This is a genomic window from Micrococcaceae bacterium Sec5.8, from assembly GCA_039636775.1.
Classification (GTDB): Bacteria; Actinomycetota; Actinomycetes; order Actinomycetales; family Micrococcaceae; genus Arthrobacter.
Map to the genome: position 1 here is coordinate 787,536 of CP143429.1, position 20,629 is coordinate 808,164.

20 protein-coding genes are annotated in these 20,629 nt (G+C 65.8%); 3 read left to right on the forward strand and 17 right to left on the reverse strand.

What is annotated here, in order from left to right:
- Nucleotides 1-8 precede the first annotated feature (8 nt).
- The 12 genes from VUN84_03705 to VUN84_03760 all read right to left on the reverse strand — a co-directional run bounded on the left by VUN84_03705 (nt 9) and on the right by VUN84_03760 (nt 10,217).
- Entirely contained in the window at nt 9-878 is an 870-nt protein-coding gene (locus tag VUN84_03705) for a hypothetical protein (protein ID XAS64791.1), read from the reverse strand.
- A 2-nt stretch (nt 879-880) separates the two neighbouring features.
- The gene (locus VUN84_03710; protein XAS64792.1) at nt 881-1,432 is read right to left on the reverse strand and encodes a TerD family protein; all 552 of its coding nucleotides are present in this window, start codon (nt 1,430-1,432) and stop codon (nt 881-883) included.
- A complete protein-coding gene (locus tag VUN84_03715) occupies nt 1,432-1,950 on the reverse strand; it encodes a hypothetical protein (protein XAS64793.1) in 519 nt (172 codons plus the stop codon). Before VUN84_03715 ends, VUN84_03710 begins: the two co-directional genes overlap by 1 nt.
- Before the next feature lie 34 nt (nt 1,951-1,984).
- Nucleotides 1,985-3,181: a toxic anion resistance protein gene (locus tag VUN84_03720; protein XAS64794.1), complete on the reverse strand. Its 1,197-nt coding sequence runs from the start codon at nt 3,179-3,181 to the stop codon at nt 1,985-1,987.
- Nucleotides 3,182-3,213: 32 nt separating this feature from the next.
- A complete protein-coding gene (locus tag VUN84_03725; protein ID XAS64795.1) occupies nt 3,214-3,795 on the reverse strand; it encodes a TerD family protein in 582 nt (193 codons plus the stop codon).
- Between the two features lie 70 nt (nt 3,796-3,865).
- Nucleotides 3,866-4,447, reverse strand: a complete 582-nt coding sequence (locus tag VUN84_03730) for a TerD family protein (protein XAS64796.1) — start codon at nt 4,445-4,447, stop codon at nt 3,866-3,868.
- A gap of 60 nt (nt 4,448-4,507) precedes the next feature.
- The gene (locus tag VUN84_03735) at nt 4,508-5,098 is read right to left on the reverse strand and encodes a TerD family protein (protein XAS64797.1); all 591 of its coding nucleotides are present in this window, start codon (nt 5,096-5,098) and stop codon (nt 4,508-4,510) included.
- Between the two features lie 46 nt (nt 5,099-5,144).
- Entirely contained in the window at nt 5,145-6,275 is a 1,131-nt protein-coding gene (locus VUN84_03740; protein XAS64798.1) for a DUF475 domain-containing protein, read from the reverse strand.
- Between the two features lie 189 nt (nt 6,276-6,464).
- Entirely contained in the window at nt 6,465-7,190 is a 726-nt protein-coding gene (locus VUN84_03745) for a DUF4386 domain-containing protein (protein ID XAS64799.1), read from the reverse strand.
- Nucleotides 7,191-7,544: 354 nt separating this feature from the next.
- The gene (locus VUN84_03750; GenBank protein ID XAS64800.1) at nt 7,545-7,769 is read right to left on the reverse strand and encodes a hypothetical protein; all 225 of its coding nucleotides are present in this window, start codon (nt 7,767-7,769) and stop codon (nt 7,545-7,547) included.
- Between the two features lie 151 nt (nt 7,770-7,920).
- Entirely contained in the window at nt 7,921-9,594 is a 1,674-nt protein-coding gene (locus VUN84_03755; GenBank protein XAS64801.1) for a thiamine pyrophosphate-binding protein, read from the reverse strand.
- Nucleotides 9,595-9,713: 119 nt separating this feature from the next.
- Nucleotides 9,714-10,217 (reverse strand): Lrp/AsnC family transcriptional regulator, encoded by a 504-nt coding sequence (locus VUN84_03760; GenBank protein ID XAS64802.1) that lies wholly within the window; start codon nt 10,215-10,217, stop codon nt 9,714-9,716.
- A 93-nt stretch (nt 10,218-10,310) separates the two neighbouring features.
- Between VUN84_03760 and hisC the strand changes: the two genes are divergently transcribed.
- The 3 genes from hisC (at nt 10,311) to VUN84_03775 (ending at nt 14,523) form a co-directional block, all read left to right on the forward strand.
- Entirely contained in the window at nt 10,311-11,408 is a 1,098-nt protein-coding gene (hisC, locus tag VUN84_03765; protein XAS64803.1) for a histidinol-phosphate transaminase, read from the forward strand.
- Between the two features lie 52 nt (nt 11,409-11,460).
- Nucleotides 11,461-12,870 carry an amino acid permease gene (locus VUN84_03770; GenBank protein XAS64804.1) on the forward strand — a complete coding sequence of 470 codons (1,410 nt, stop codon included), beginning with the start codon at nt 11,461-11,463 and terminating at the stop codon, nt 12,868-12,870.
- Between the two features lie 351 nt (nt 12,871-13,221).
- Entirely contained in the window at nt 13,222-14,523 is a 1,302-nt protein-coding gene (locus tag VUN84_03775) for a hypothetical protein (GenBank protein ID XAS64805.1), read from the forward strand.
- A gap of 86 nt (nt 14,524-14,609) precedes the next feature.
- Here the strand turns inward: VUN84_03775 and VUN84_03780 are convergent, their stop codons facing one another.
- The 5 genes from VUN84_03780 to VUN84_03800 all read right to left on the reverse strand — a co-directional run bounded on the left by VUN84_03780 (nt 14,610) and on the right by VUN84_03800 (nt 20,580).
- Nucleotides 14,610-15,149, reverse strand: coding sequence for an NUDIX hydrolase (locus tag VUN84_03780; GenBank protein XAS64806.1), 540 nt, complete (start codon nt 15,147-15,149; stop codon nt 14,610-14,612).
- The gene (locus tag VUN84_03785; GenBank protein ID XAS64807.1) at nt 15,146-16,744 is read right to left on the reverse strand and encodes a hypothetical protein; all 1,599 of its coding nucleotides are present in this window, start codon (nt 16,742-16,744) and stop codon (nt 15,146-15,148) included. Before VUN84_03785 ends, VUN84_03780 begins: the two co-directional genes overlap by 4 nt.
- A gap of 244 nt (nt 16,745-16,988) precedes the next feature.
- Nucleotides 16,989-18,629, reverse strand: coding sequence for an alpha-amylase family glycosyl hydrolase (locus VUN84_03790; protein ID XAS64808.1), 1,641 nt, complete (start codon nt 18,627-18,629; stop codon nt 16,989-16,991).
- Complete coding sequence (locus tag VUN84_03795; GenBank protein ID XAS64809.1) at nt 18,626-19,537, reverse strand: carbohydrate ABC transporter permease; 912 nt, start codon at nt 19,535-19,537, stop codon at nt 18,626-18,628. Before VUN84_03795 ends, VUN84_03790 begins: the two co-directional genes overlap by 4 nt.
- On the reverse strand, nt 19,534-20,580 hold the full coding sequence (locus tag VUN84_03800) for a sugar ABC transporter permease (protein XAS64810.1): 1,047 nt from the start codon (nt 20,578-20,580) through the stop codon (nt 19,534-19,536). The genes VUN84_03795 and VUN84_03800 overlap by 4 nt, the downstream gene beginning before the upstream one ends.
- Nucleotides 20,581-20,629: the final 49 nt, after the last annotated feature.

A 20,629-nucleotide genomic window follows, 5' to 3' on the forward strand; every position in this document is an offset into this window, starting at 1 on the left:
CGTCCGTACTAGCGCTGGTGGACCCGTTGGTCCAGCGGAATGGTCATGGTGAAACCGAACATGGCCCAGATGGCTGCGTCGGAGGCGTCTGCGGGCACGAACTCGGCGCGAAGCTCGAGGACCGCGCCCACCCGCACTGCATACAAAACGCTCCGCAGCCCCGCAGGGTTCCGGGCAGCCACCGCAGCGGCCGCGCCGTCGAAGACACCAACCGTCAGCGGAGCCTCGCCCGCGATAAACAGGGCGCGGCGCAGCAACCGGACGTGGCGCAGGGACACGATGCCGGCCCCGTCCTGAACGCCGGCGAGGGGCCGGTTCCCGGGAGTGCGGACGGCGGTGCCGGCCAGGTGCCCCTCTGCGTGGTGGGCGCCCGTGGTGAGCTGGGCGTCCTCCCAGGCCACGGAGCGGACCCCGGCCACCAGAAGGGAACCGATCGCGGATTGCCGGGAGTTCAGTCGGACCACCGGGTTCTCTGCATCCAGCTCGCGCAGGCTGCCGAACTCCGGGGCAGGGAACAGCCGTTCCGACGCCGACGCGGCGCCCCGGGGGCGGGTAGCCGCTGTTGCGGGGCGGCTTGTGGACGGCGCGGGCGCCGGGGTGGCGCCGAGCGTCAGCCCGGTGGGGCTGGGGGAGGGTGCCGCTGGTGTGCGGCCGCCGAGCGACAATCCGGTGGAAGCAGGTGTGCTGGCGCCGGGGGTCAGCCCGGTGGAGCTGGGGGAGGGTGCCGCTGGTGCGCGGCCGCCGAGCGTCAGCCCGGAGGCAGGCGGGGTGGCTGCGCTCTGGGCAGGAAGCTGCTCGGGCCCGGGCTGGGCAACGGGTTTCCGGCGCCGGGTGAGGTATCCGATGTCGGTCCGCACCGCGGTTCTGTTCAACGCCATAGTCAGAGTTTCAACTTGAAGTCGGCGGCAACAGCGGCGAGCCCGGCCTCATAGCCCTGGCCGAGGGCCCGGAACTTCCAGCCCCCGGAGTGCCGGTAAAGCTCGCCGAGGATCATCGCGTTGATCTTGTCGAGGTTCCCCCGCGGCACCGTGAAACGAAGGAGCTCCCGGTTTTGGTCGGTCGCGACCCGCAAATAGGCGTTCTTGACCGGCCCGAAGGTACCAGGCCCCCGCACCTCCGGATCCACATAAAGCAGCACGACGATCTTGTGCACCGTCTCGGGCACCCGGGCGAGGTCGACGTCGATCTGTTCGTGGTCTTCCGTCCCGGCGAAGGAAATGCTGCCCTCGGGACTGGCGATCTGGTTGAAGAACACCAGGTGGTCATCCGAAACAGCGCGGCCGTCGGCGCCGCACATGATCACCATGGGGACCAGCTCGGCTTGCGGACCACGGCTGGGAACCATGTCCCAGCCGATTCCCAGCAGGACCGTCGCCAGTCCGGGGTTCTCAGCGGTGAGGGCGGCGTTGCTGCCGGCGACCATAGAAGCCATCAGCTTCCTTCCAGATGAAGACCATCAACATCAAACTTGTCCCGGAGGAATTGGCCGTGGACTGCCAGTTCCGTAATGGCACCCGTTCGCACCTGGTTGTCCAGGTTTTTGACGGTGGAGTAGAGCATGTCGATCTGTTCCAGCAGCACGGCCGTCTCGGCGGAGTCGTCCCGCCTCGACCCGGCGGACAGCATGAGGTATGCCCGCAGCGGGGACGGGAGGTAGTCCGTGATGACGGCGTTCAGCAGGACCCGCTGCTCGGTGGACGCCCCCGACCGGTCAATGTAGCCGATGAGGGCACGCAGGATATCGGCCAACTGCAGCACCTGGGACCCCACGAGCGGAGGCAGCTCGGCGCCGTTAGCCAGTACCGTCCGCCGGAGCTCTTCGAGCGCGACGGCGGTGGCTGCCAGCTCGTCTGCTGCCGGATCGGCGGGAGGAGATTCGGCGCCGGGGACGGCGGCGGAGCGGGGTACCGCTCCGCCGCCGAACAGCGAACCTAAGAATTTTGCGACCATAGCCCGTAAGCCTATTGCTCAGGGCTGATGACCACTAATTCCCTTCCTGCTGCCGCACCCTGTCCAGGTAGGGGCGGGCCCGTTCCAGCCCGGTTTCGAGGGCCTGCACGGTGCCTTCCATGTTCTTGTTTGCCTGGGAGCGGAAGGTGTCGATTGCATCCATGGTCTGGAACACGTTGTCGAACGCCTTCTGCAGCGTTTCCACGCTGACACCGGAACTCGCCGCCTGCTGGTGGATCCGTGCGGTCTGATCCTTGAGCATCTCGGATGTCTTGAGGATCATGTTGTTCGTTGTCGTGTTGATGGCGTCGATCTGATCCAGCACCATCTTCTGGTTCGCCAGTGCCTGGGCCACAATGACGGCGGTCCGCAGCGCGGAGATCGTGGTCGTGCGTGCTCGTTCAACACCCTTGATCAGCTCGGTGTTGTTCTTGCGGATCATGTCGATGGCCAGGTAGCCCTGAACCGAGACGGCCAGCTGGGTCAGGATGTCCTGGTGCCGCTGGCGGATCGGGTAGAGCACGTCGGCGTCGAGTTTGCCCGCCTCCTCGATCTGGCCCTGCATCTTCATCTCATCGATTTTGTTGGCCGTCGCGGTATCCAGGGCCTTGGCAAAGACCGCGTACTCGCTCAGCGCCTGCATGGTCTCCCACAGCTGGGTCTTTTCCTGCGCGAGGGAAGCGTTGTCCTTGAGAAGGGCGTCCTGGCCCGCCATCAGGGACTTGATGATCTTGTCGAGCTGGGTCTGCGCGCTTTCGTACTTCTGGAAATACTTCGCGAGCTTGTTGCCGCCCGGAATGATGCCCAGAATCTTCCGGCCCACGCTCAGGTCGGCGTTGCTCGGCGTCAGGTCCTCCACGGTGGAGCGGAGTTCGCCGAGCGTTGAGGCAACCTGCACCTGGGCGCTGCTGCCGGACTTCTTCGCACCGGCCAGCGACGTGGATGACCGCTCCAGGAGCCGGCTTGAGGTGCTGGCGGATGCCACGAGCTGCTGGCCAGCGATCCGGTTGATGCCGTCGATCTTGCTGGAGTACTCGGGGCTGAAGGGGCTCATCGCCGACACTTCGCTGACGAAGGCCCGCGCCTGGGCGTTGATCTCCTGCTGGCGTTCGGCCGGAACCGGGACCATGCCCGGGGCGTCGTCCGCTTTGACGATCTCGACGGAGGCCGGCGCGTCCAGCACGAGGGGGTTCGAGGCCGACGCTTCAGGCGGGGTGAGTTGCATGCTCATTAGTGCTTCTCTCTTTCTTAGGTCTCGGGCTCTTAGCCGAGCTGGACGCCGAAGTCCGCGGCAATTCCCGCGAGGCCGGTGGCGTAGCCCTGGCCGACGGCCTTGAACTTCCACTCGCCGTTGTGCCGGTAAAGCTCGGAGAAGATCATGCAGGTTTCCGGCGCCGCGTCTTCGCTGAGGTCGTAGCGGACTACTTCCGCTTCGCTTTCCTGGTTGACCACTCGGCAGTACGCGGCGCGCACCTGGCCGAAGTTCTGCCGGCGGGCCTCCGCCTGATCGATCGACACTACGAAGACGATCCGCTCCACGTCCGCACCAACAGCGGAGAGCTCGACGGCGATCACTTCGTCATCGCCGTCGCCATCACCGGAGCGGTTGTCCCCCTTGTGGACGACAGAACCGTCGGCGGCGGCCGGCTGGTTATAGAAAATGAAGTCCGCGGAGCTGCGGACCTTGCCGTCCGCGCCCAGCAGGAGCGCCGAGGCGTCCAGGTCGAAGGCGTCGCCGGTGGTGGTGCGGGGATCCCAGCCCAGCCCGACGAGGACCTTGTTCAGCCCCGGATCGGTCTTGGTCAGGGAGAGGTTGCTGCCTTTGGTGAGGGTCAGTCCTGCCATGGTTAATCTCCTTGTAAAGTCTGGGTGGATGGGTGATGGGGCGGTCCGGGCTTCCCGGACCGCCCGGCTCCTAATCCAGTGCTATGCCGAAGTCCGTGGCTACGCCGCGGAGGCCTGAGGCGTAGCCCTGGCCAACGGCACGGAACTTCCACTCGCCGTTGTTGCGGTAGATTTCCGCGAAAATCATGCACGTTTCCGCGGCTGCGTCCTCGGTCAGGTCGTAGCGGACGATTTCGTTGTCCGTCTCCTGGTTCACAACCCGGCAGAACGCGTCACGGATCTGGCCGAAGTTCTGCCGCCGGGCCTCCGCCTGATCGATCGACACGACGATGACGATCTTTTCGATGTCCCGGGCCACGGTGTCGAGGTCGATGAGGACCTGCTCGTCATCTCCCTCACCTTCGCCGGTGCGGTTGTCTCCCTGGTGGACCACGGAGCCGTCCGGAGAGGACAGCTGGTTGTAAAAAATGAAGTCGTCGTTCGAGCGCACTTTGCCGTTCGCGCGGACAAGGATCGCCGAGGCGTCCAGGTCAAACTGCTCGCCGGCAGTTGTCCGCGGGTCCCACCCGAGGCCAATCATGGCCTTTCGGAGTCCGGGGTCGGCTTTTGTCAGGGACAGATTGCTGCCCTTGCTCAGAGTCAGGCTGGACAAGAGGTACTCCTTCAGTGTGGGTGCGTTCGGCGGGGCTGGAGAGAGCTGGGTCCGGCGGGGTTACAGGGCGGAGGCCGCGGCGCCGAGGACTTCCCCGGCCGTGCGGCCGTTGGCCGGTGTGCCGATCGCCTGGAAGGTCCAGGCGTTGCCGGTCCGGGACAGCTTCGACATCACCATGGCAGTGTTCTGGCCTGACTCGGTGAGCGAATAGCGGGCGACCTCCGGGCTGCCGGCAACCGAGTCGTCGATGACGCGGCAGAACGCGTTCTTGACCATGTCGAATGTCTGCTGGCTGTAGCTGGTGATAACGAACACGATGTTCTGGACGGCCGGTGAGACGGCGGGCAGGTTGACCATCATGGTCTCGTCGTCGCCGTCGCCTTCGCCGGTGAGGTTGTCGCCCGTGTGGCGGACGGCGCCGTCCTTGCTGGTGAGCTGGTTAAAGAAGACCGTGTCCAGGTGCTTGCCTTCGGCGTCGAACATGAGGGCCGAGGCGTCCAGGTCGATCTCCACGGTTTTCGAGCCGCCGAAGAAGCCCTTCTTGGCCGGGACGGCGGAGTCCCACCCGAGACCGAGACGGACGTTCGTCAGGGACTCGCCGTTCTGCTTGGTGAGTGACAGTGACTGGCCTTTTTGCAAACTCAAACCCATTGATTTACTCGCTTTCTAGTCGTTCTTCTTACTTACCGTTGACTTCTTACTTACCGTTGACGAGCTGGCTGTTGACGTCTGCCGGCTCAAGTGTTTTGTCCTGGTCGGCGGCGCTGGCGCGCCGGTTGCGCATGACCGATCCCGTGAACGCGGCGCCGATGAAGACCACGCCGATGAGGCCGGTGATGATTTCGTTGATGGGCGTCACGATGGTGATCAGCAGGATCACTGCCAGGGCGCCGATGGCCCAGTGGGCGCCGTGGTCGAGGTACTCGTATTCGTCCAGGGTGCCTTCCCTGACCAGGAAGACCGTGAGGGAGCGGACGAACATGGCGCCGATGAAGCCGAGGCCCAGCGCAATGATGATGGGGTCGGAGGTGATGGCGAAGGCGCCGATCACGCCGTCGAACGAGAAGGAGGCGTCGATGACTTCCAGGTAGAGGAAGAGCATGAAGGCGGCTTTGCCGGCCAGCTTGGCGGTGCCGGAGGGGCCGGTGTGGGCCATCAGTGCGGCGTCGTCCGCGTCGACGTCGCCGTCCTGGTCCACGTCGAAGAGGTTTCCGAGGCCGTTCACCAGGAAGTAGGTGATCATGCCCAGCAAACCCGAGAGGAGAACGATGGCCTGCTTTTCACCGGAGACGGCTCCGGCGATGGCCAGTGCCGCCATGCCAATGATCACGGATGCGCCCTCAAGCTTGCCCAGCCGGGCCAGCGGGATTTCAAGGAACTTGATCCACTTGATGTCACGGTGGGCCAGGATGAAGTCCAGGAACAGCATCAGGAGGAACAATCCGCCGAACGCGGCAATCTGCGGGTGCGCTTCGTGGAGCAGGTACCCGTAGGAACCCGGGGTGTTGGGGTCGCCCTTTTCCATTGCCAGGGTGATCGCTTGCACAGGGTTCAAGCCGGCGGTGACGGACACGATCAGGAGCGGGAAGACGATGCGCATGCCGAAGACGGCGATGATGATGCCGACGGTGAGGAACATCTTCTGCCAGAACGGGTTCATCTTTTCAAGGATGCGTGCGTTCACGACGGCGTTGTCGAAGCTCAGACTGATTTCAAGGATGCCCAGGATGAGGCAGAGGACCAGCGCCTCGGGTCCGCCGTAAAGAAAGGCGACAACCAGCGCAATGATGGTGACCGCGAACGACCATCCGAATGTCTTGAGGATCAAGCTTGAACCACTCCTGGAACGACAGGTCCTACCGGTTAGTAACGGCACGACGGCGAGCAACGTCCCGGAAGTTATTCCCCAAGACTTCGTGGCACTATCCTAACCGCACCCTGTGACGCTTTGCCCTGTGATCGCCGGTTTTTGGCTATGGGATGAACCCGGAACTTTTGCCGGTCTGTCCGCTGCGAGCTAGTGGGAGTCGGTTCGGCTGGCAGGCCTGCCGACGTCGGCGGTGCCGGTCATTGCGTTTGTAATGGGTGACGGCTTAAAGCCCTTAAAGACCAGCCAGAGGCCAAGCGAGAACTCCCAGAGAGCGATCGGGAGCGCGGCGACCAGGGTCACGGGGGAGATTCGGTCGATGAGGCCGAACATCGTGAGGATGACGGCCGTGAACTGCAGGGGAGCTCCGATGAGCCCAAGCACGGGCAGGAAACGCGGCACGAGGCGCGAGCGGTACAGCAAGGTTCCCAACAACACAGCGTTCACGGCTGGCATGAGGCTCTGTCCGAGCAGGAACGCGCCGTTATAGAAGGCGACGAGTCCGGAGCCCATAGTGGTCAACGAGGTCGCGTCCGCTCCGGAGGCCCCGGGTTGCTGCAGGGCAACGAGCGACAGGATGCTCGCGACGCCGGCGAAGATCATGGCAGCTTCAATTGTGCGACTCGCGACGAAGCCCAGCGCCATGCTTTCGTTTTGCCGTTTGACGACCGGGAACAGCGCGACGGCGGTGCCGATTCCGGCGAGACCGACGATCACCTCGAGCAAGCCTCCCCAGAGCGCGCCGGTGTTGGCGGTGGAGCTGATGACAAAGTCCGCGCCCTTCACGGGACCGTACAGTGTGAGCGTGGGGATCGAAACAAAGGTAATCAGGTAGAAAATACCTGCCGCGAGTGCGGTCTTCCTCGTTGAAGTCACCGGAATGCCTTCCGTTGGTGGCGCAATGGCCGGCGAGCGATTGCCCACCCAGTTGTTTGGCCGTGGCGTAAATTGTGCCGACCTTCAACTGGGTCCCAGTGTCGTGCCCGGGTGAACGCTGGTCAAGAGCTTGCGATGATGCGAAAGGACCGTCCAACGCCAGACGGCAACATGGAGACCCTTCCGTATGACCGGTCCCGTCAGTCCCGCAGTATCCAAGCGGCGTTGTTCGGCTGCAGCCAGCCGTTCTGTTCCAGCGGCGCCGCGTTGAGCAGGACGGTTCCGGCCGGAAGTTGCACAGGTTCCAGCCGAAGGAACCCAGGAGCCGGAGTCATCCGAGGTGAGCCCCCGCGTTCATCGGTAATCCGGTTTGTTGTGATCGGCCAGCACAGTGCTGCCGCCAGCCCACCAAGTGCCGCAGGCCGGGCACTTGATGTGCCACTCGTCGGTTCCGGGAAACTCGATCATCTCGCCCACGTTCTCACCGCTCGACGGGCACCACGCCTTCATGTCCTCCTCCTTTTGGAGGATCGCCTCTTGGATCATTATGAAGTCCAGGTCATCGTCGTCTCTGATCATGGTCGCGACCTTACGCTGGGTGACCGACATCCAACCTCCGGGGCCGCCGCGGTCTGGACGGAACCGCCGAGGTGTCTGAGGTGACTGCAGACTCCTGCCGGGAAGCGGACCCGCCCGGCGTGCCTGATTCCTTCCCGTCCCGCCGGGCTGACTAGCCAGCCACCGCCGCCTTCGCCGCCCGCGAGGCCTCCATCCACTCGCTCAGCCACGGGGCCCGGACGCTGGAGGTGATGCGGCAGTCGGCCACGAAGGTTCCCTTCGCGCCGGCATCGATCCAGTCCTGCAACGCGGAAAGGTCCGCCAGCGAGCGGATGATCGCCGATTCGGCACCAAGCGCCCGAGCGACGCCGCTGAAGTCCACCTCGGGGATCAGCATGGGCTTGTCGGTCAGGCCCTGGGAGCCGTACTGGTGGATTTCGGCTCCATAGGCGGCATCGTTGTAGATCACGACGACGGCGCTGCTCGCCGCGCCAATCAGCGATTCGAGGTCGGACAGGCCCATCAGGAAACCGCCGTCGCCGGAGGCCAGCACCAGGGTGCGGCCGTCCTCCACCGCGCGGGCTGCCCCGACGGCGCTGGCGAGGCCCAGCCCGATGGTCTGGTAGGCGGTCCCCACCATCACCAGGTCCTGGGGCCGCGGGATGTTCCAGTACATCGGTGCCCAGCCGAGGAAGTGCCCGCCGTCCTGGACCACCGTGCGCCGCTCCGGCAACACGGCGTCCAACGCGGTGGCCAGGGAACGCGGGTCCAGCCGGCCGTCCGCGGTCTCCTCGCAGCCCGGGTGGTGGGCCGGTCCTTCGGCCAGCCGTTTGCGGGCTTCCGCGCGCCACGCTCCGCCGCGGCCGGCGTCCGGCGAGGCCGCGCCCTCAAGTATCCGCAGGAGGTGTCCGGCCGCGGACTTCGCGTCCGCGCTGACGAACGTATCCACCCGCGGGTGCGTCGGCTGCAGGGCGGTGTCGATCTGGATGACGGTGCTGTCCGGGCCGAGCAGGTGCCCGAACCGCAGGGTGAAGGCGCTCAGGCTTGCCCCGGCCACGAGGACCACATCGGCCTCACCCATGAGCCCGGCTGCGGTGTCCGTGCCGAAGCCGCCCGCCACGCCGAGGTATCCCTCGCCTTCGAGGAGATTGAGCGCCAGGGCGGTTCCGGCGGTCACGGCGCCGAGGCGGTCGGCGAGCTCCCGGAGCTCCGGGCTGGCTCCGGCGAGGTGCGCGCCGCGACCGGCGAGGATCAACGGCCGCTTCGCCCCGGCGAGCAGGCGGGCTACCTGCCCAAGGCCGGCGTCGACGTCGTCCGTCACCGTTCGTGCCGGGGGTGCCGGAAGTTCCTCGTCCGCAGCCTCGAGGGCCGCGAGGTCGTAGGGGATGGCAATCACGACGGCGGTGCGCTGGGTGAGTGCGTACTCCACCGCCTGCCGGGTGATGGAACCGGCGGCGTCGCGGGTGACGGTGAACGTGGCGGCGCCGAGGCCTGCGGCGATGGCCGATTGGTCCACGTCCCAGGGCCGGGCGCCGGTGGTGGGGGCGTCCCCGGTGACCAGCACGACGGGGATCTGCGCCTGGACCGCCTCGGCGAGGGCGGTCAATGCATTGGTGTAGCCGGGGCCGTAGGTGGTGGTGCCCGCGGCGAGACGTCCCGACGTCCGGTAGTAGGCGTCGGCCGCGGCAATGGCGGCGCCTTCATGGCGGACGGCGGAGAAGCGGAGGCCCAGCTTTTCCGCGGCGTCCAGGAAGTAGACGTTCCCGTTGCCCATGACGCCGAAGAGATCGGTGAGATAGCTGATGAGAATCTGCGCCACGCGGCCGGAGACGGTGAGAGTAGTCATGCAGAAATTTTGTGCGCTGGTCCCCAGATAGGCAAGGGGGTCAGGTTTGGCTGGGAGATTTGGCAGGCGCAAGATGCGCAATTGAAAATATGACCACTTGTGGCCTGCGTCACCCGCACTTAGCCGGCGGCGCGGGGCTCCTGCTCGGAGAGCCGGCTCAGCAGTCCGTCGTAGCGGGGCGGCATGAGTTCCAGGACGGAGATGGCGGTGCTGGTCCGTTGAATCCCCTCGATTTCCAGGATCTGGTTGGTGATGCGATAGAGATCTGCCGTGCCGCGTGCCACCACCTTGGCCATGAGGTCCGCGTCGCCGGTAGTGGCGTGCACCTCGATGACTTCCGGGATCGCGGCGAGCCCGTCCTCCACCGCACCTGTCCGGGTCTGGCTGATGGACAGGGAGAGGAAGGCCATCAGTTCATAGCCGAGTGCGGCGGGGTCCAGCCTGCGGCTGAAGGAGCGGAGGGCGCCGCTGCGCTCGAGCCGTGCCAGCCGGGCGTGGACCGTGTTCCGTGCGACGCCGAGTGTCCGGGAGAGTGCCAGGGCGCTGGCCTCCGGATCCTTATCCAAGGCCAGGATGATCCGGCCGTCGAGGGAATCCAGGGTGCGGGGGTGCAGGATGGTCATATTTTCACCAAAGACAGTAGAAGTTGGGCAGAAGTCCCAATGGGTTGAGCGTACCTTGCATTGTGGGCGGAGTCACACCCATGATCAGTCCTCATGACCCGTGATCAGCTCCGCACCGCACCGGACACCGCACTCCCCGCCCTTCGTGGCGCTGTGTCCGGCCTCCCGCCGTATGTCCCGGGCCGGCGCAGCGCCGGCTTGGACGTTGCTGCCCTCGCCAGCAACGAAAGCCACTATCAGCCGCTGCCCGCGGCCGCCGCCGCGGTGGCCGCAGCGGCCGGTACCATGAACCGCTACCCTGACAGTGCCGCCGTCGAACTCCGTGAACGGATCGCAAGCCACTTCGGCGTCACCGCCGGAGAGGTCGCGGTGGGACCCGGCAGCGTGGGCGTCCTCCAGCAGATCATCACCGGCCTGTGCGATGCCGGGGATGAAGTGATCTTCGCGTGGCGCTCCTTCGAGGCGTACCCCATCCTGGTGGAGCTGGCCGGCGCCCGGCCGGTCCGCGTTCCGCTGGACACCTTTGAGGGCCACGACCTGGAGGCCATGACCGCGGCCGTCACCGCCCGCACGAAGGTGATCCTGCTCTGCACCCCCAATAACCCCACGGGCGTGCCGATCAGCCACGAGCGCATCGAGGCCTTCCTGCAGTCCGTCCGTTCCGACATCCTCGTGGTGGTCGACGAGGCCTACGTGGAGTACGCCGAAGCGGGCAGCGGCCCCGATTCCCTGTCGCTCTACCGCCAGTTCCCGAACGTCTGCATTCTGCGCACCTTCTCGAAGGCCTACGGCCTCGCCGGCCTGCGCGTGGGCTACGCCGTGGCGGCGCCGGCCATCGCCGAGGGACTGCGCCGCACCGCGCTTCCCTTTTCGGTGAGTGCGCTGGCCCAGAAGGCTGCCATCGCGTCGCTGGACGCCGGGGACGAGATGAAAATCCGGGTAGCCGCGGTCAAGCAGGAGCGCGCCCGGATGGCCGCGCAGCTCGAAGCCCAGGGCTGGAAGCTGCCGCCGAGCCAGGGCAACTTTCTGTGGATCCGTGCGGATGAGGGCCTCCAGGCAAGGCTCGTGGATGCGTTTGACCGCGCGGGCATCATGGTCCGGGCCTACCAGGGTGACGGGGTGCGGATCACCGTTGCCGGCCCAACCGCCAACAACCGCGTGCTCCGGGTTTTGGAAGCCCACGCTGCCTGAACACTCACTGACTCTTTACCAACCCGTTCCGCCTACAACCAGAGGAATCCTCATGGAACAACAGACAAAGACGTCTGCCCGCCCGCTCGGCGCGGCCCTTAAGCCCCGCCAGCTCACGATGATGGGCCTGGGAAGCGCCATCGGTGCGGGCCTCTTCATCGGCTCCGGCGCCGGCATCCAGGCCGCCGGCCCGGCCGTGCTGATCTCCTACCTCGTGGCCGGCACCCTCATCATCCTGGTGATGTGGGCCCTCGGCGAGATGGCCGCAGCCAACCCGGACAGCGGAGCCTTCTCCGTCTATACCGCCAAGGCCTACGGGCCGGTGGCCGGGGCCACGGTGGGCTGGCTCTGGTGGCTGCAGCTCGTGGTGGTCATTGCCGCCGAAGCGCTCGGCGCGGCAGGCCTGCTGGCCACCATCTTCCCGGCCCTGCCGGTGTGGCTGATGGCCTTCGTGTTCATCGTGCTGCTCACCGCCGTGAACCTCACCAGTGTGAAGAACTTCGGCGAGTTCGAGTTCTGGTTCGCCCTGCTCAAGGTGGCAGCCATTGTCGGGTTCCTCCTGGTGGGCGCAGCCCTGCTCTTTGGCTGGCTGCCGGGAGTGCAGTCGCCGGGCCTGTCCAACTTCACCGGTGCCGGCTTCGCACCCAGCGGTTTCGCCGGGATTGCCACAGCACTGTTCGTGGTGGCGTTCGCGTTCGGCGGCACCGAGATTGTCTCCGTGGCCGCAGCTGAGACCGCCGAGCCGGCCCGCAGCGTGAAGAAAGCGGTCCGCACGGTGCTGTGGCGCATCCTGGTTTTCTACATTGCTTCCATCTTCATTATTGCGGCCGTGGTTCCCGTGGGTTCGGCGGGGCTGAAGAGTCCGTTCGCGGCGGTTCTGGACGCCGCCGGGATGCCCGGCGCAGCCACCGCTATCACCCTGGTGGCCGTGGCGGCATTGCTCTCCGCGCTCAACGCCAACCTCTACGGCGCCTCCCGGATGGCGTTCTCCCTCGCCGAGCGGGGCGACGCGCCGCGCCTGCTCGCCTCGGTGTCCAAGGCACGGGTCCCGGTTATCGCAGTCCTGGCCAGCGTCGCCTTCGGCGTTGTCACGGTCGGGCTGGAGCTGGCTTTCCCCGATCAAGTCCTTCCCGTCCTGCTCAACATTGTGGGCTCGACCTGCCTGCTGGTGTGGACGTCCGCGCTCCTGGCCCAGCTCGCGCTGCGGCTCCGCGCCGACCGCGAGGGGACGGAGCTTCCTCTGCGGATGCCCGGCTTCCCGTGGCTGACGGGCTTTGGCCTGCTCATCCTCGCGGCGATCTTCACGGTGGGCTTCATCGGCGAGGACTCCCGTCCCCAGCTCCTGAGCACGTTCGCACTCGTGGCGCTGCTGGCGGTGGCGAACTGGCTGCACCAGCGGAGGAAGGTTCCGGGCAGCGTTGATTCTTCGGAGCCCGCTAAGCAACCGGTGCTCATCGACTGAATCAGGTGCCTGCACCGCTTCGCGGCTTCACTGCACGGAGGGCGCGTCCGGTCTGCCAGGGTTCTAGCGGTCGTTGCATCAACCATAATTTTTGGGGGTTGCAACGACCGTGTCGTCTTTAACGAAAGAACTCAGTTGCAACACGACGGTTCCGCCCACCTCGGTAGGTTCAGGGCCGGTCCTCTTTTATTGCAACGGAACTCACGTGGTCAAAGAGTTTGAACGCGCCGCGACCTGCCAAGCCAGGATCCATGAATACAATCACCAGAGATCAAGGGCGGCACTGGCGGATTCTCACCAATCAGCCGCATTCCCACCTCTTGGAGAGGTGCAACCACAGAGGAGTAAGCGATGACCAATATCGAGAGCATCACGTTGGAGGCGGAGCTCGTCGGCGAGGACGCCACGCGTGACATTGCGAAGGCGGTCAGCGCTCGTCATTCGATCGCTCGCAAGTATGTCATGAGGCTCCGCCGGCGGCATCCGGACGCATCGCCCGCTGAGGTAATCCAGATGTTGGAGCGTCACTACGGAACCTCGATCACCACTGCCGGTGCCCTCATCAGCGCCGGCGCGATCGCGGCTGATATTGGTATCGCAATGATTCCTGGAGTCGGGGCGGCAGCAGCCGGCATGAAGAGCGCGGGACAACAGGCCGCCAAGAAGACTGGCAAGGAAGCCGTCAAGCTTGCCGCAAAGAGCGCTGCGAAACAGGCGGCAAAGAACATGGCGCTGGGTTCTGCGAAGAACGGTGCACAGCGAGCCGCTGCGCTCCTTCCCGCAGGCGATGAGCAGTTGCAGTTCGAGATCACCGCGGTTTTCGCGCTCGCTATTGCCGATATTCACGCTATGGACCTCGATAGAGACCAGGCCCTCGCCCTTGTCTACGGGCTCTCGAACGAACGCGTGAGCCAGAAGCAGATCGCAACGATGGCGACAGACCTGTCGAGCGCGTCCCCTGAAGGCATCGTCGGCATCGGCAACAGGATCTCTGCCGGCCGCACGGACTGGTCGCACTGGGCGAACACGCTCGCGGACACTCTCCCGGGCGGCGCCGCGCAGAGTCTGGTTCGGACCATGGAGACGGGTCAGCTAGACACCGTGCGAGAAAATTTGAGTGGAAAGCAGCAGGCAACGATTGAATATGGAGTTGGAGCCTTGGCGGGAGGAGTCACGCGCTTCGTGTTCGGTCGCGACGTCATCGTCGCTGCCCGGGCAGCGTTCGCTCATGCCCCGGACATGTTCCCCGAACATCTGGCCGTTCCTGTAGAGGCTGGCGCTGAGGACGGAGACTTCGAACAGAACCGAGCTCTCGCAGCCATGGAAGATGCCGCAAAAGTGACGGGAAACTGGATTGCCGGCACTGCCAGCACAGTCGGAGGCGGCGTCGCAACGGGCGCTGTGGCAGTGGGCACCGGGGTGGCAACCGCAGCCGACACGGTAACGCGCGCGTTCCGGAGCGTGGATATCGATGGCGACGGGATCCCGGATGAGCCCATGGCCCTCAGTGCGGTCAAGGGCGTCGGCGGCGCCATCGCCGGTACGGCGGGCTCGGTTGGTGGGAGCGTCGCAGGGCTGTTCAAACGGAAAAAGCGCGGAGAACAGACGGCGGGCGGGTCTGAGGCCGGTCGTGATCAAGTGGCCGTTAAGTAACCCCGAAGGCTGGTCAGCTGCGGAACGCGGTGGAATTGAGATTCCATGGGTAACCGCACTTCCGTCCAGGAACCTGGCTGTACCCCCTAAGCGGGAGAGGCTGTGCTGAGCCCGCCTTTCGCCCACGCGAGCGCGAGTGCGGCAATGCTGATGCCGTCACGGATCTGGTCGTCGGCTATCTCCTGACTGATCCGGTGCATATCAATCCACCGCAGCGCCGAGTACTCCGCGTCGGCCCTCCATGCAAGAGGGTCGACGCGGACTTGCACCACGTTCACCGCGTCGCCGCTCAGGCCGCTCTCTGCCCAGATCTGGCCAAGCAGGCGGGTCTCAATCGCCATCAGGCCGGTCTCTTCGAGAAGTTCCCGTGCAGCCGTTGCCTCCGGGGATCCGTCCGCGGCGTCGGCCTGTCCGCGCGGCAGCTCCCACAGATTCCGTCCGATTGCGGGGCGCTCCGCGTCAACGAACAAAACTTTCGACCCGTCGACGACCACGGCAACAGCACCGTCGCCTTCGGAGTTCGACAGGATCCTGTGACGAGTCCAGCCTTCTTCATCGCGCGCCTGCAAGAAAAGACGTTCTCCCGGTGCCGTCCAGACGTCGCGCCAGCGGCGGGCCGCCGTCATGCCTTGAACCGAAGTGTGGACTTCAACTTGGAGCCGGACATGCGGCGCAGACTGCCAAGGTCCGACCAGGGCGCGGCGAGGAGAGCAGCGGTAACGAATGCGATGACCGCCCACTCTGGCCCGTCCAGGGCGATGACCCCGTTGTCGTAGAGCACCACCGCGAGCCCGCCGATAGTGACGACGGCGGCGCGCAGCGTCGTCGAGCGCATACGCCGGGATCGTGACGTCGTGTCACCGGCGATCTCGTCGATAGCGACCACGAGGTCGAAGAGGGACCGCCGCCCCGGTTTTCGCAGCAACTCGCGCGAGCCAACAGCATCGAACGCCTGAAGACGTGAGTACTCGGCGGGGGTGAATGCCGCGAGGCGCGTGACAACATCGCCGGCGATAGGCAGAGTGTTCGCGACCGAGGACCGCGACCGGCGTCGAAGGCGCGCCCGCAGCCGGGCCCTGACGCTCTCCTTAGGCCGGCGAAGTCCCCAAGCGAGCTCGGCAGCCTCAGCGTCGTCGCCGCGGATGCCCGAGGGCGAGGGCAGTGCGTTAAAAATTGTGAGCAACCTCAGGTCGTCCCGGTTGCAGATGGCACGGTTGTAGGCCAGTGTCCACCAGCCGAGTGCAGAGCTGCGGTGTACGGCCAACTCGTCACGCTGCAGGGAGTCCGGCAGCCGCGGCGGGTTCAAGAGTTCCACGTCCTCGCCGTCAAGCCACCGGGTCACCAGGGACCGAGTGGTCACGTGGGCGCGCTGGCACGGCTCGGCATAGCCCGAGTGCACGACCCTGCAGGGAGCGGTCTTGCGCCGGTCATCATCGGTCGCGTACTCAAGGTTCATCAGTGCTGCGACGAGTTCATCCACCTCCGGGAGATTCTCATCGTTCGGGGGAAGCTCGGTATCGAGCTCAGGGCCAATCGGATTAGGTCCGAGGCTGAAGCTGCTGCGTACCTGGACGCGCCCGTGCCGCATTGCCTCGACCCAGGCGTTCCGGCCGCTCTCCCGGACCTTTTTCGCCACTTCAATATCCCGCGCTGACCAGAGAGCCTGTGGCATCACGACTGGGTCCGAAACACGCCACGCTTCATCGAACTTAGCGCCGGAGGACGAATGGGACCGCTGGCTTGCGTCCGAGGCACGTTCGTAGGAACCCCCGGTCAGGGCGATGAGCGGAGACGATACCCGGTGCAGGTCGTCACGGATCGCCGCATGGTTCGCCTCGATTGCCGTCACGAGTTCGTCGTCGACGCCCCAGCGTTGCTCTCCGTTGGCGAGTTGCCATGGTCCAGATGCTGTCGACGCGCTGGATGGTGCAGGCAGCAGTTGTACTTCGATCGGAAGCGGGGCTCCTGGCTCTAATCCGAGGTGCCAGGCCAAGCGCTCCGGAGGCATGGCGATGAAGAATATCCCCTCGAGGAGCTGATTGCGGTCGACGACGACCGTGCCTCCGAAGAGCAGTGCGGCTCGTAATACCCCGACAAGCATCCGCCGCGCCTCGGTGGGCCCGACCTGCAACCACAGCTTCGACTGCTCGACCGGGTCGAGGTTGAAGACGCTGATCCGGGTGGAAACGCCAGCCTGCTCATCTGTATCCGAATCCGACATCGGCCCTCACTTGTTCTGACGGAGAAGTACTCGTGCGCTTCAGCAAGAGACTCTGCCCTGGCCGCGCTCTGAGCGTACTCAATCACGTGCCCACCCGTTGTTCATTCATTTGAGTGTCCGGCGAGTTGGGCATGAAGCACGGTGTCAGGGTGTTGGCTGGCAGTACGTGGTCCCGTTGCGCTACCACTTGTGGTCGTTATCAGCCACTAATAGCAGCTGCAAGTGATAGCGCAACGAGTTTTCATTAGTCCCGCAGAACCCATGCCGCGTTATTTGGCTGCAGCCAGCCGTCCTGTTCGAGCGGCGCCGCGCTGAGCAGAACGGTCCCCGCCGGGAGTTGCACCGGTTCGGTTCCCATCGCGACGGCGACGAAGAAGTCGGGGCTGCGTTCGCAGATCAGCAGGTTCCCGGCTTCGACGCGCCAAGTGCCGCCGTCGTTCGGGCCGAAGACCTCGTTCTTCCAGAGCAGCCGGCGCATTTCCAGCGCCTTGGTGACCAGCACGAGCGAGGACTCCGGGTCCTGCTGCTGGCGGTCGACAGCGTGCGTGCCCCAGCCCGCTGGCTGCGGGAGCCAGGGCTTCTCAGCCGGTTCAGCCAGCGAAAAGCCGTGGTTCAGGGCCGCATCCGAAGTCCACGGCAGCGGCACGCGGGCGCCATCGCGGCAGACGCCGCCGCGGGCCCACATCGGATCCACCCGGGCCTCCAGCGGAACGTCGACCTCGGGCAGCCCGAGCTCCTGGCCTTGGTAGATGTAAGCCGGTCCCGGCAGGCCCAGCAGGGCCACCAGGGCGGCCCGCGCCCGCAGGGCGCCGAGCTCGCCGCCGCCGAACCGGGTGACGGAGCGGACGATGTCGTGGTTCTCCAGCGCCCAGGTCGGGGTGGCGCCGTGGAGCCGGCGTGCGGCTTCGAGCTCGTTCCCGGCGGCGGCCCACGTGGCGGGGTCCCAGCCGAGTTTTACGAACGCGAACGCGAAGGCCTGCTGCATCTCATCGGCGCGGGTGTAGCGGGCGGCGCGGGCCGGTTCCAGATTGACCTCGCCCACCAGCAGTCGGTGCGGCTCATACTTCTCGGCCAGGGTGCGCCAGCGGCGGTAGACCTCGTGGACTTCCTCCTGGTCCGAGACCTGCGGGTTGGACCGCAGCCCGTCCACCACCCCGCCGGTGGAGGGGGAGTCCGGCAGGCCCTCGGCTTTGAACAAGGCATGCGCTACGTCGATCCGGAGGCCGTCCACGCCCTTGTCGAACCAGAAGCGCAGCACATCGTCGAAGTAGTCGCCGACGGCAGGGTTGCGCCAGTTCCAGTCCGGCTGTTCCGGCGAGAAGAGGTGCAGGTACCAGGCGGTGTCGGTATCAGAACCGGGGGTGGCGCGGCTCCAGGCCCGGCCGCCGAAGACACTCTGCCAGTTGTTCGGCGGCACGTCGCCGGCACCCGTCCCGCCGTCGTCGGGCATGTCCTCCGGACCGGGGACAAAGTGGAACATGTCCCGTTCCGGAGAGCCCGGGCCAGCCGTGAGGGCCGCCTGGAACAGCGGGTGCTCGGCGGAGCAGTGGTTGGGAACGACGTCGAGCAGGACCCGCAGGCCCAGCGCGTGCGCGAGCTCCAGCAGCGAATCGAACTCCTCCATGGTGCCGAACAGCGGGTCCACGCCGCAGTAGTCGGACACGTCGTAGCCCTGATCCACCTGCGGGGAGGGCTGGAACGGGGTCATCCAGATGCCGTCGACGCCGAGCGAGGCGATGTACGGCAGCCGTGCGGTGAGCCCGGCGAGGTCGCCCACGCCATCGCCGTCGCCGTCGGCGAAGGAGCGCGGATAGACCTGGTAGATGACCGCGGACTGCCACCACTGCACGTCGGGCGTGAGCGTGGTTTCTTCGACAGGACTCATTTGCTGGCGCCGGCGGTGAGGCCTTCGACGATCCGGCGCTGGAAGATCAGCACCATGATCACCAGCGGGACGGTGACGATGACGCCGGCGGCCATCTGCTCGCCGAAGGGCGCCTGGAATTCGGTGGCGCCGGTGAACTTGGAGATCGCGACCGTGGCGGTCTGGATCTTCGGATCGTTGATCATCGACAGGGCGATGATGAACTCGTTCCAGCTGTGGATAAACGTCAGGATCGCGGTGGTGAAGACGCCCGGCGCGGCGAGCGGCAGCAGCACCCGGCGGAACGCCTGCCACTTGGTGCAGCCGTCGATCATGGCGGCCTCTTCAAGGTCGAACGGCAGGGCCTTCATGAAGGTGGTGAGGTTCCAGACCGCCAGCGGGATCGCGAAGGACAGGTTCGGCACGATCATCGCCTGGTAGGTGTTGATCCAGCCGATGTCCGTGAAGAGCCGCAGCAGTGGCACGACGACGGAGATGCCGGGGAACATCGAGGTCGCAATGATGACGCCAAGGATCACCGACTTGAAGCGGAAGTTCAGCCGGGCGATCGCGTAGGCGGCGAACACGCCCAGGACCAGCGCGAACGTGGTGGTGGTGCCGGCGACGATCAGGGAGTTCAGCAGCGCCTGGCCGAACATCGTGGAGCCGTCGAAGACCTTGGCGTAGTTCTCCAGCGAGAACGGGGCCGGCAGCAGGGTGTTGTCGAAGATGTCCGCGGTGCGGCGGAGGCTGGAGACCAGCATCCAGTAGAACGGGGCCAGGCAGTACGCGAAGATCAGGGCCAGTCCGGCGTAGACGCTGTAGGAGCGCCAGGTGCGCTTGGCTTTGGGCCGGGTCGACGGCGGCGCGTCGGCTGGGGCGGCGGCGCCGGAATCAGCCGCGGCGTTGCGGAGGTCGGAGATGGTCATCGGGTGGCCTCGGTCTTCTTCTGTGCGGAGTTGGCCAGGGAGCGGGACTTCTTCGCGCTCTTCTTGGACAGCAGCTTCAGTTCCTTGGCGCCGGTGACGTCGGCGCCGAGCACCTTCACGAACACGATCGCGACGACGGCGACGTACAGGAAGAGCATGACGGCGAACGCGGAGGCGGAGCCGTAGCGCAGCTGGTTGGATTCGTCCCAGGCGAGCATGGAGAGGGTCTCCACGGATTCCTTGCCGGGCCCGATCAGCACAAAGGGCAGGTCGAACATGCGCAGCGCGTCGAGCATACGGAACAGCACGGCCACCAGCAGGGTGGGCTTGACCAGCGGCAGGGTGATGGAGCCGAGCTGGCGCCACCAGCCGGCGCCGTCGATCCGAGCGGCTTCGTAGACTTCGCCGGGGATGACCTGCATGCCCGCGAGGACCAGCAGGCCGATGAAGGGGGCGGTCTTCCAGACTTCGGCGATGATGACGGCGACCTTGGAGGCGTTGCCTTCGGCGGTCCAGAGGATCTCGCTGCCGATCAGGGTGTTAGCGATGCCGTCGGACTGGAAGATCCAGCGCCACAGCAGGCCGGAGACGGCTGTGGGGACGGCCCACGGGACCAGGATGCTGGCGCGCAGGAAGGACCGGCCGCGGAAGGCGCGGTTCATGGCGAGGGCCAGGCAGAGGCCCAGGACGGTCTCGAGGAACACCGTGGTGACGGTGAAGAAGGTTGTGTTGGCGAAGGCGTTGAGGAAGCGGCGGCCGGACTCGCCGACGAAGAGGTCGGCGTAATTGGCCAGGCCCACGAAGGATTCCACATCGGAGACGAAGCCGTCCGCATCCAGGCCGGATTCGGCGCGGAACAGGGACTGGTGCACCGCGGAGAGCAGCGGGTACACGATCACCAGGGCCAGCACCAGGATGGTGGGGGAGAGCAGCATCGCGGCCATGCGGCCTTCGCCGGGGGAGCGTTTGCCGCGTTTGCGCGGGCTGCCGGGTTGGGGCGCGCCGGTCTGCGCGCCGGCGGGCGGGGCGGTCGTCGTCGTCATGCTTGGGTACCTAACTGGAGTTGCAGCTGCCTGGCCGGCCGGGATGGGC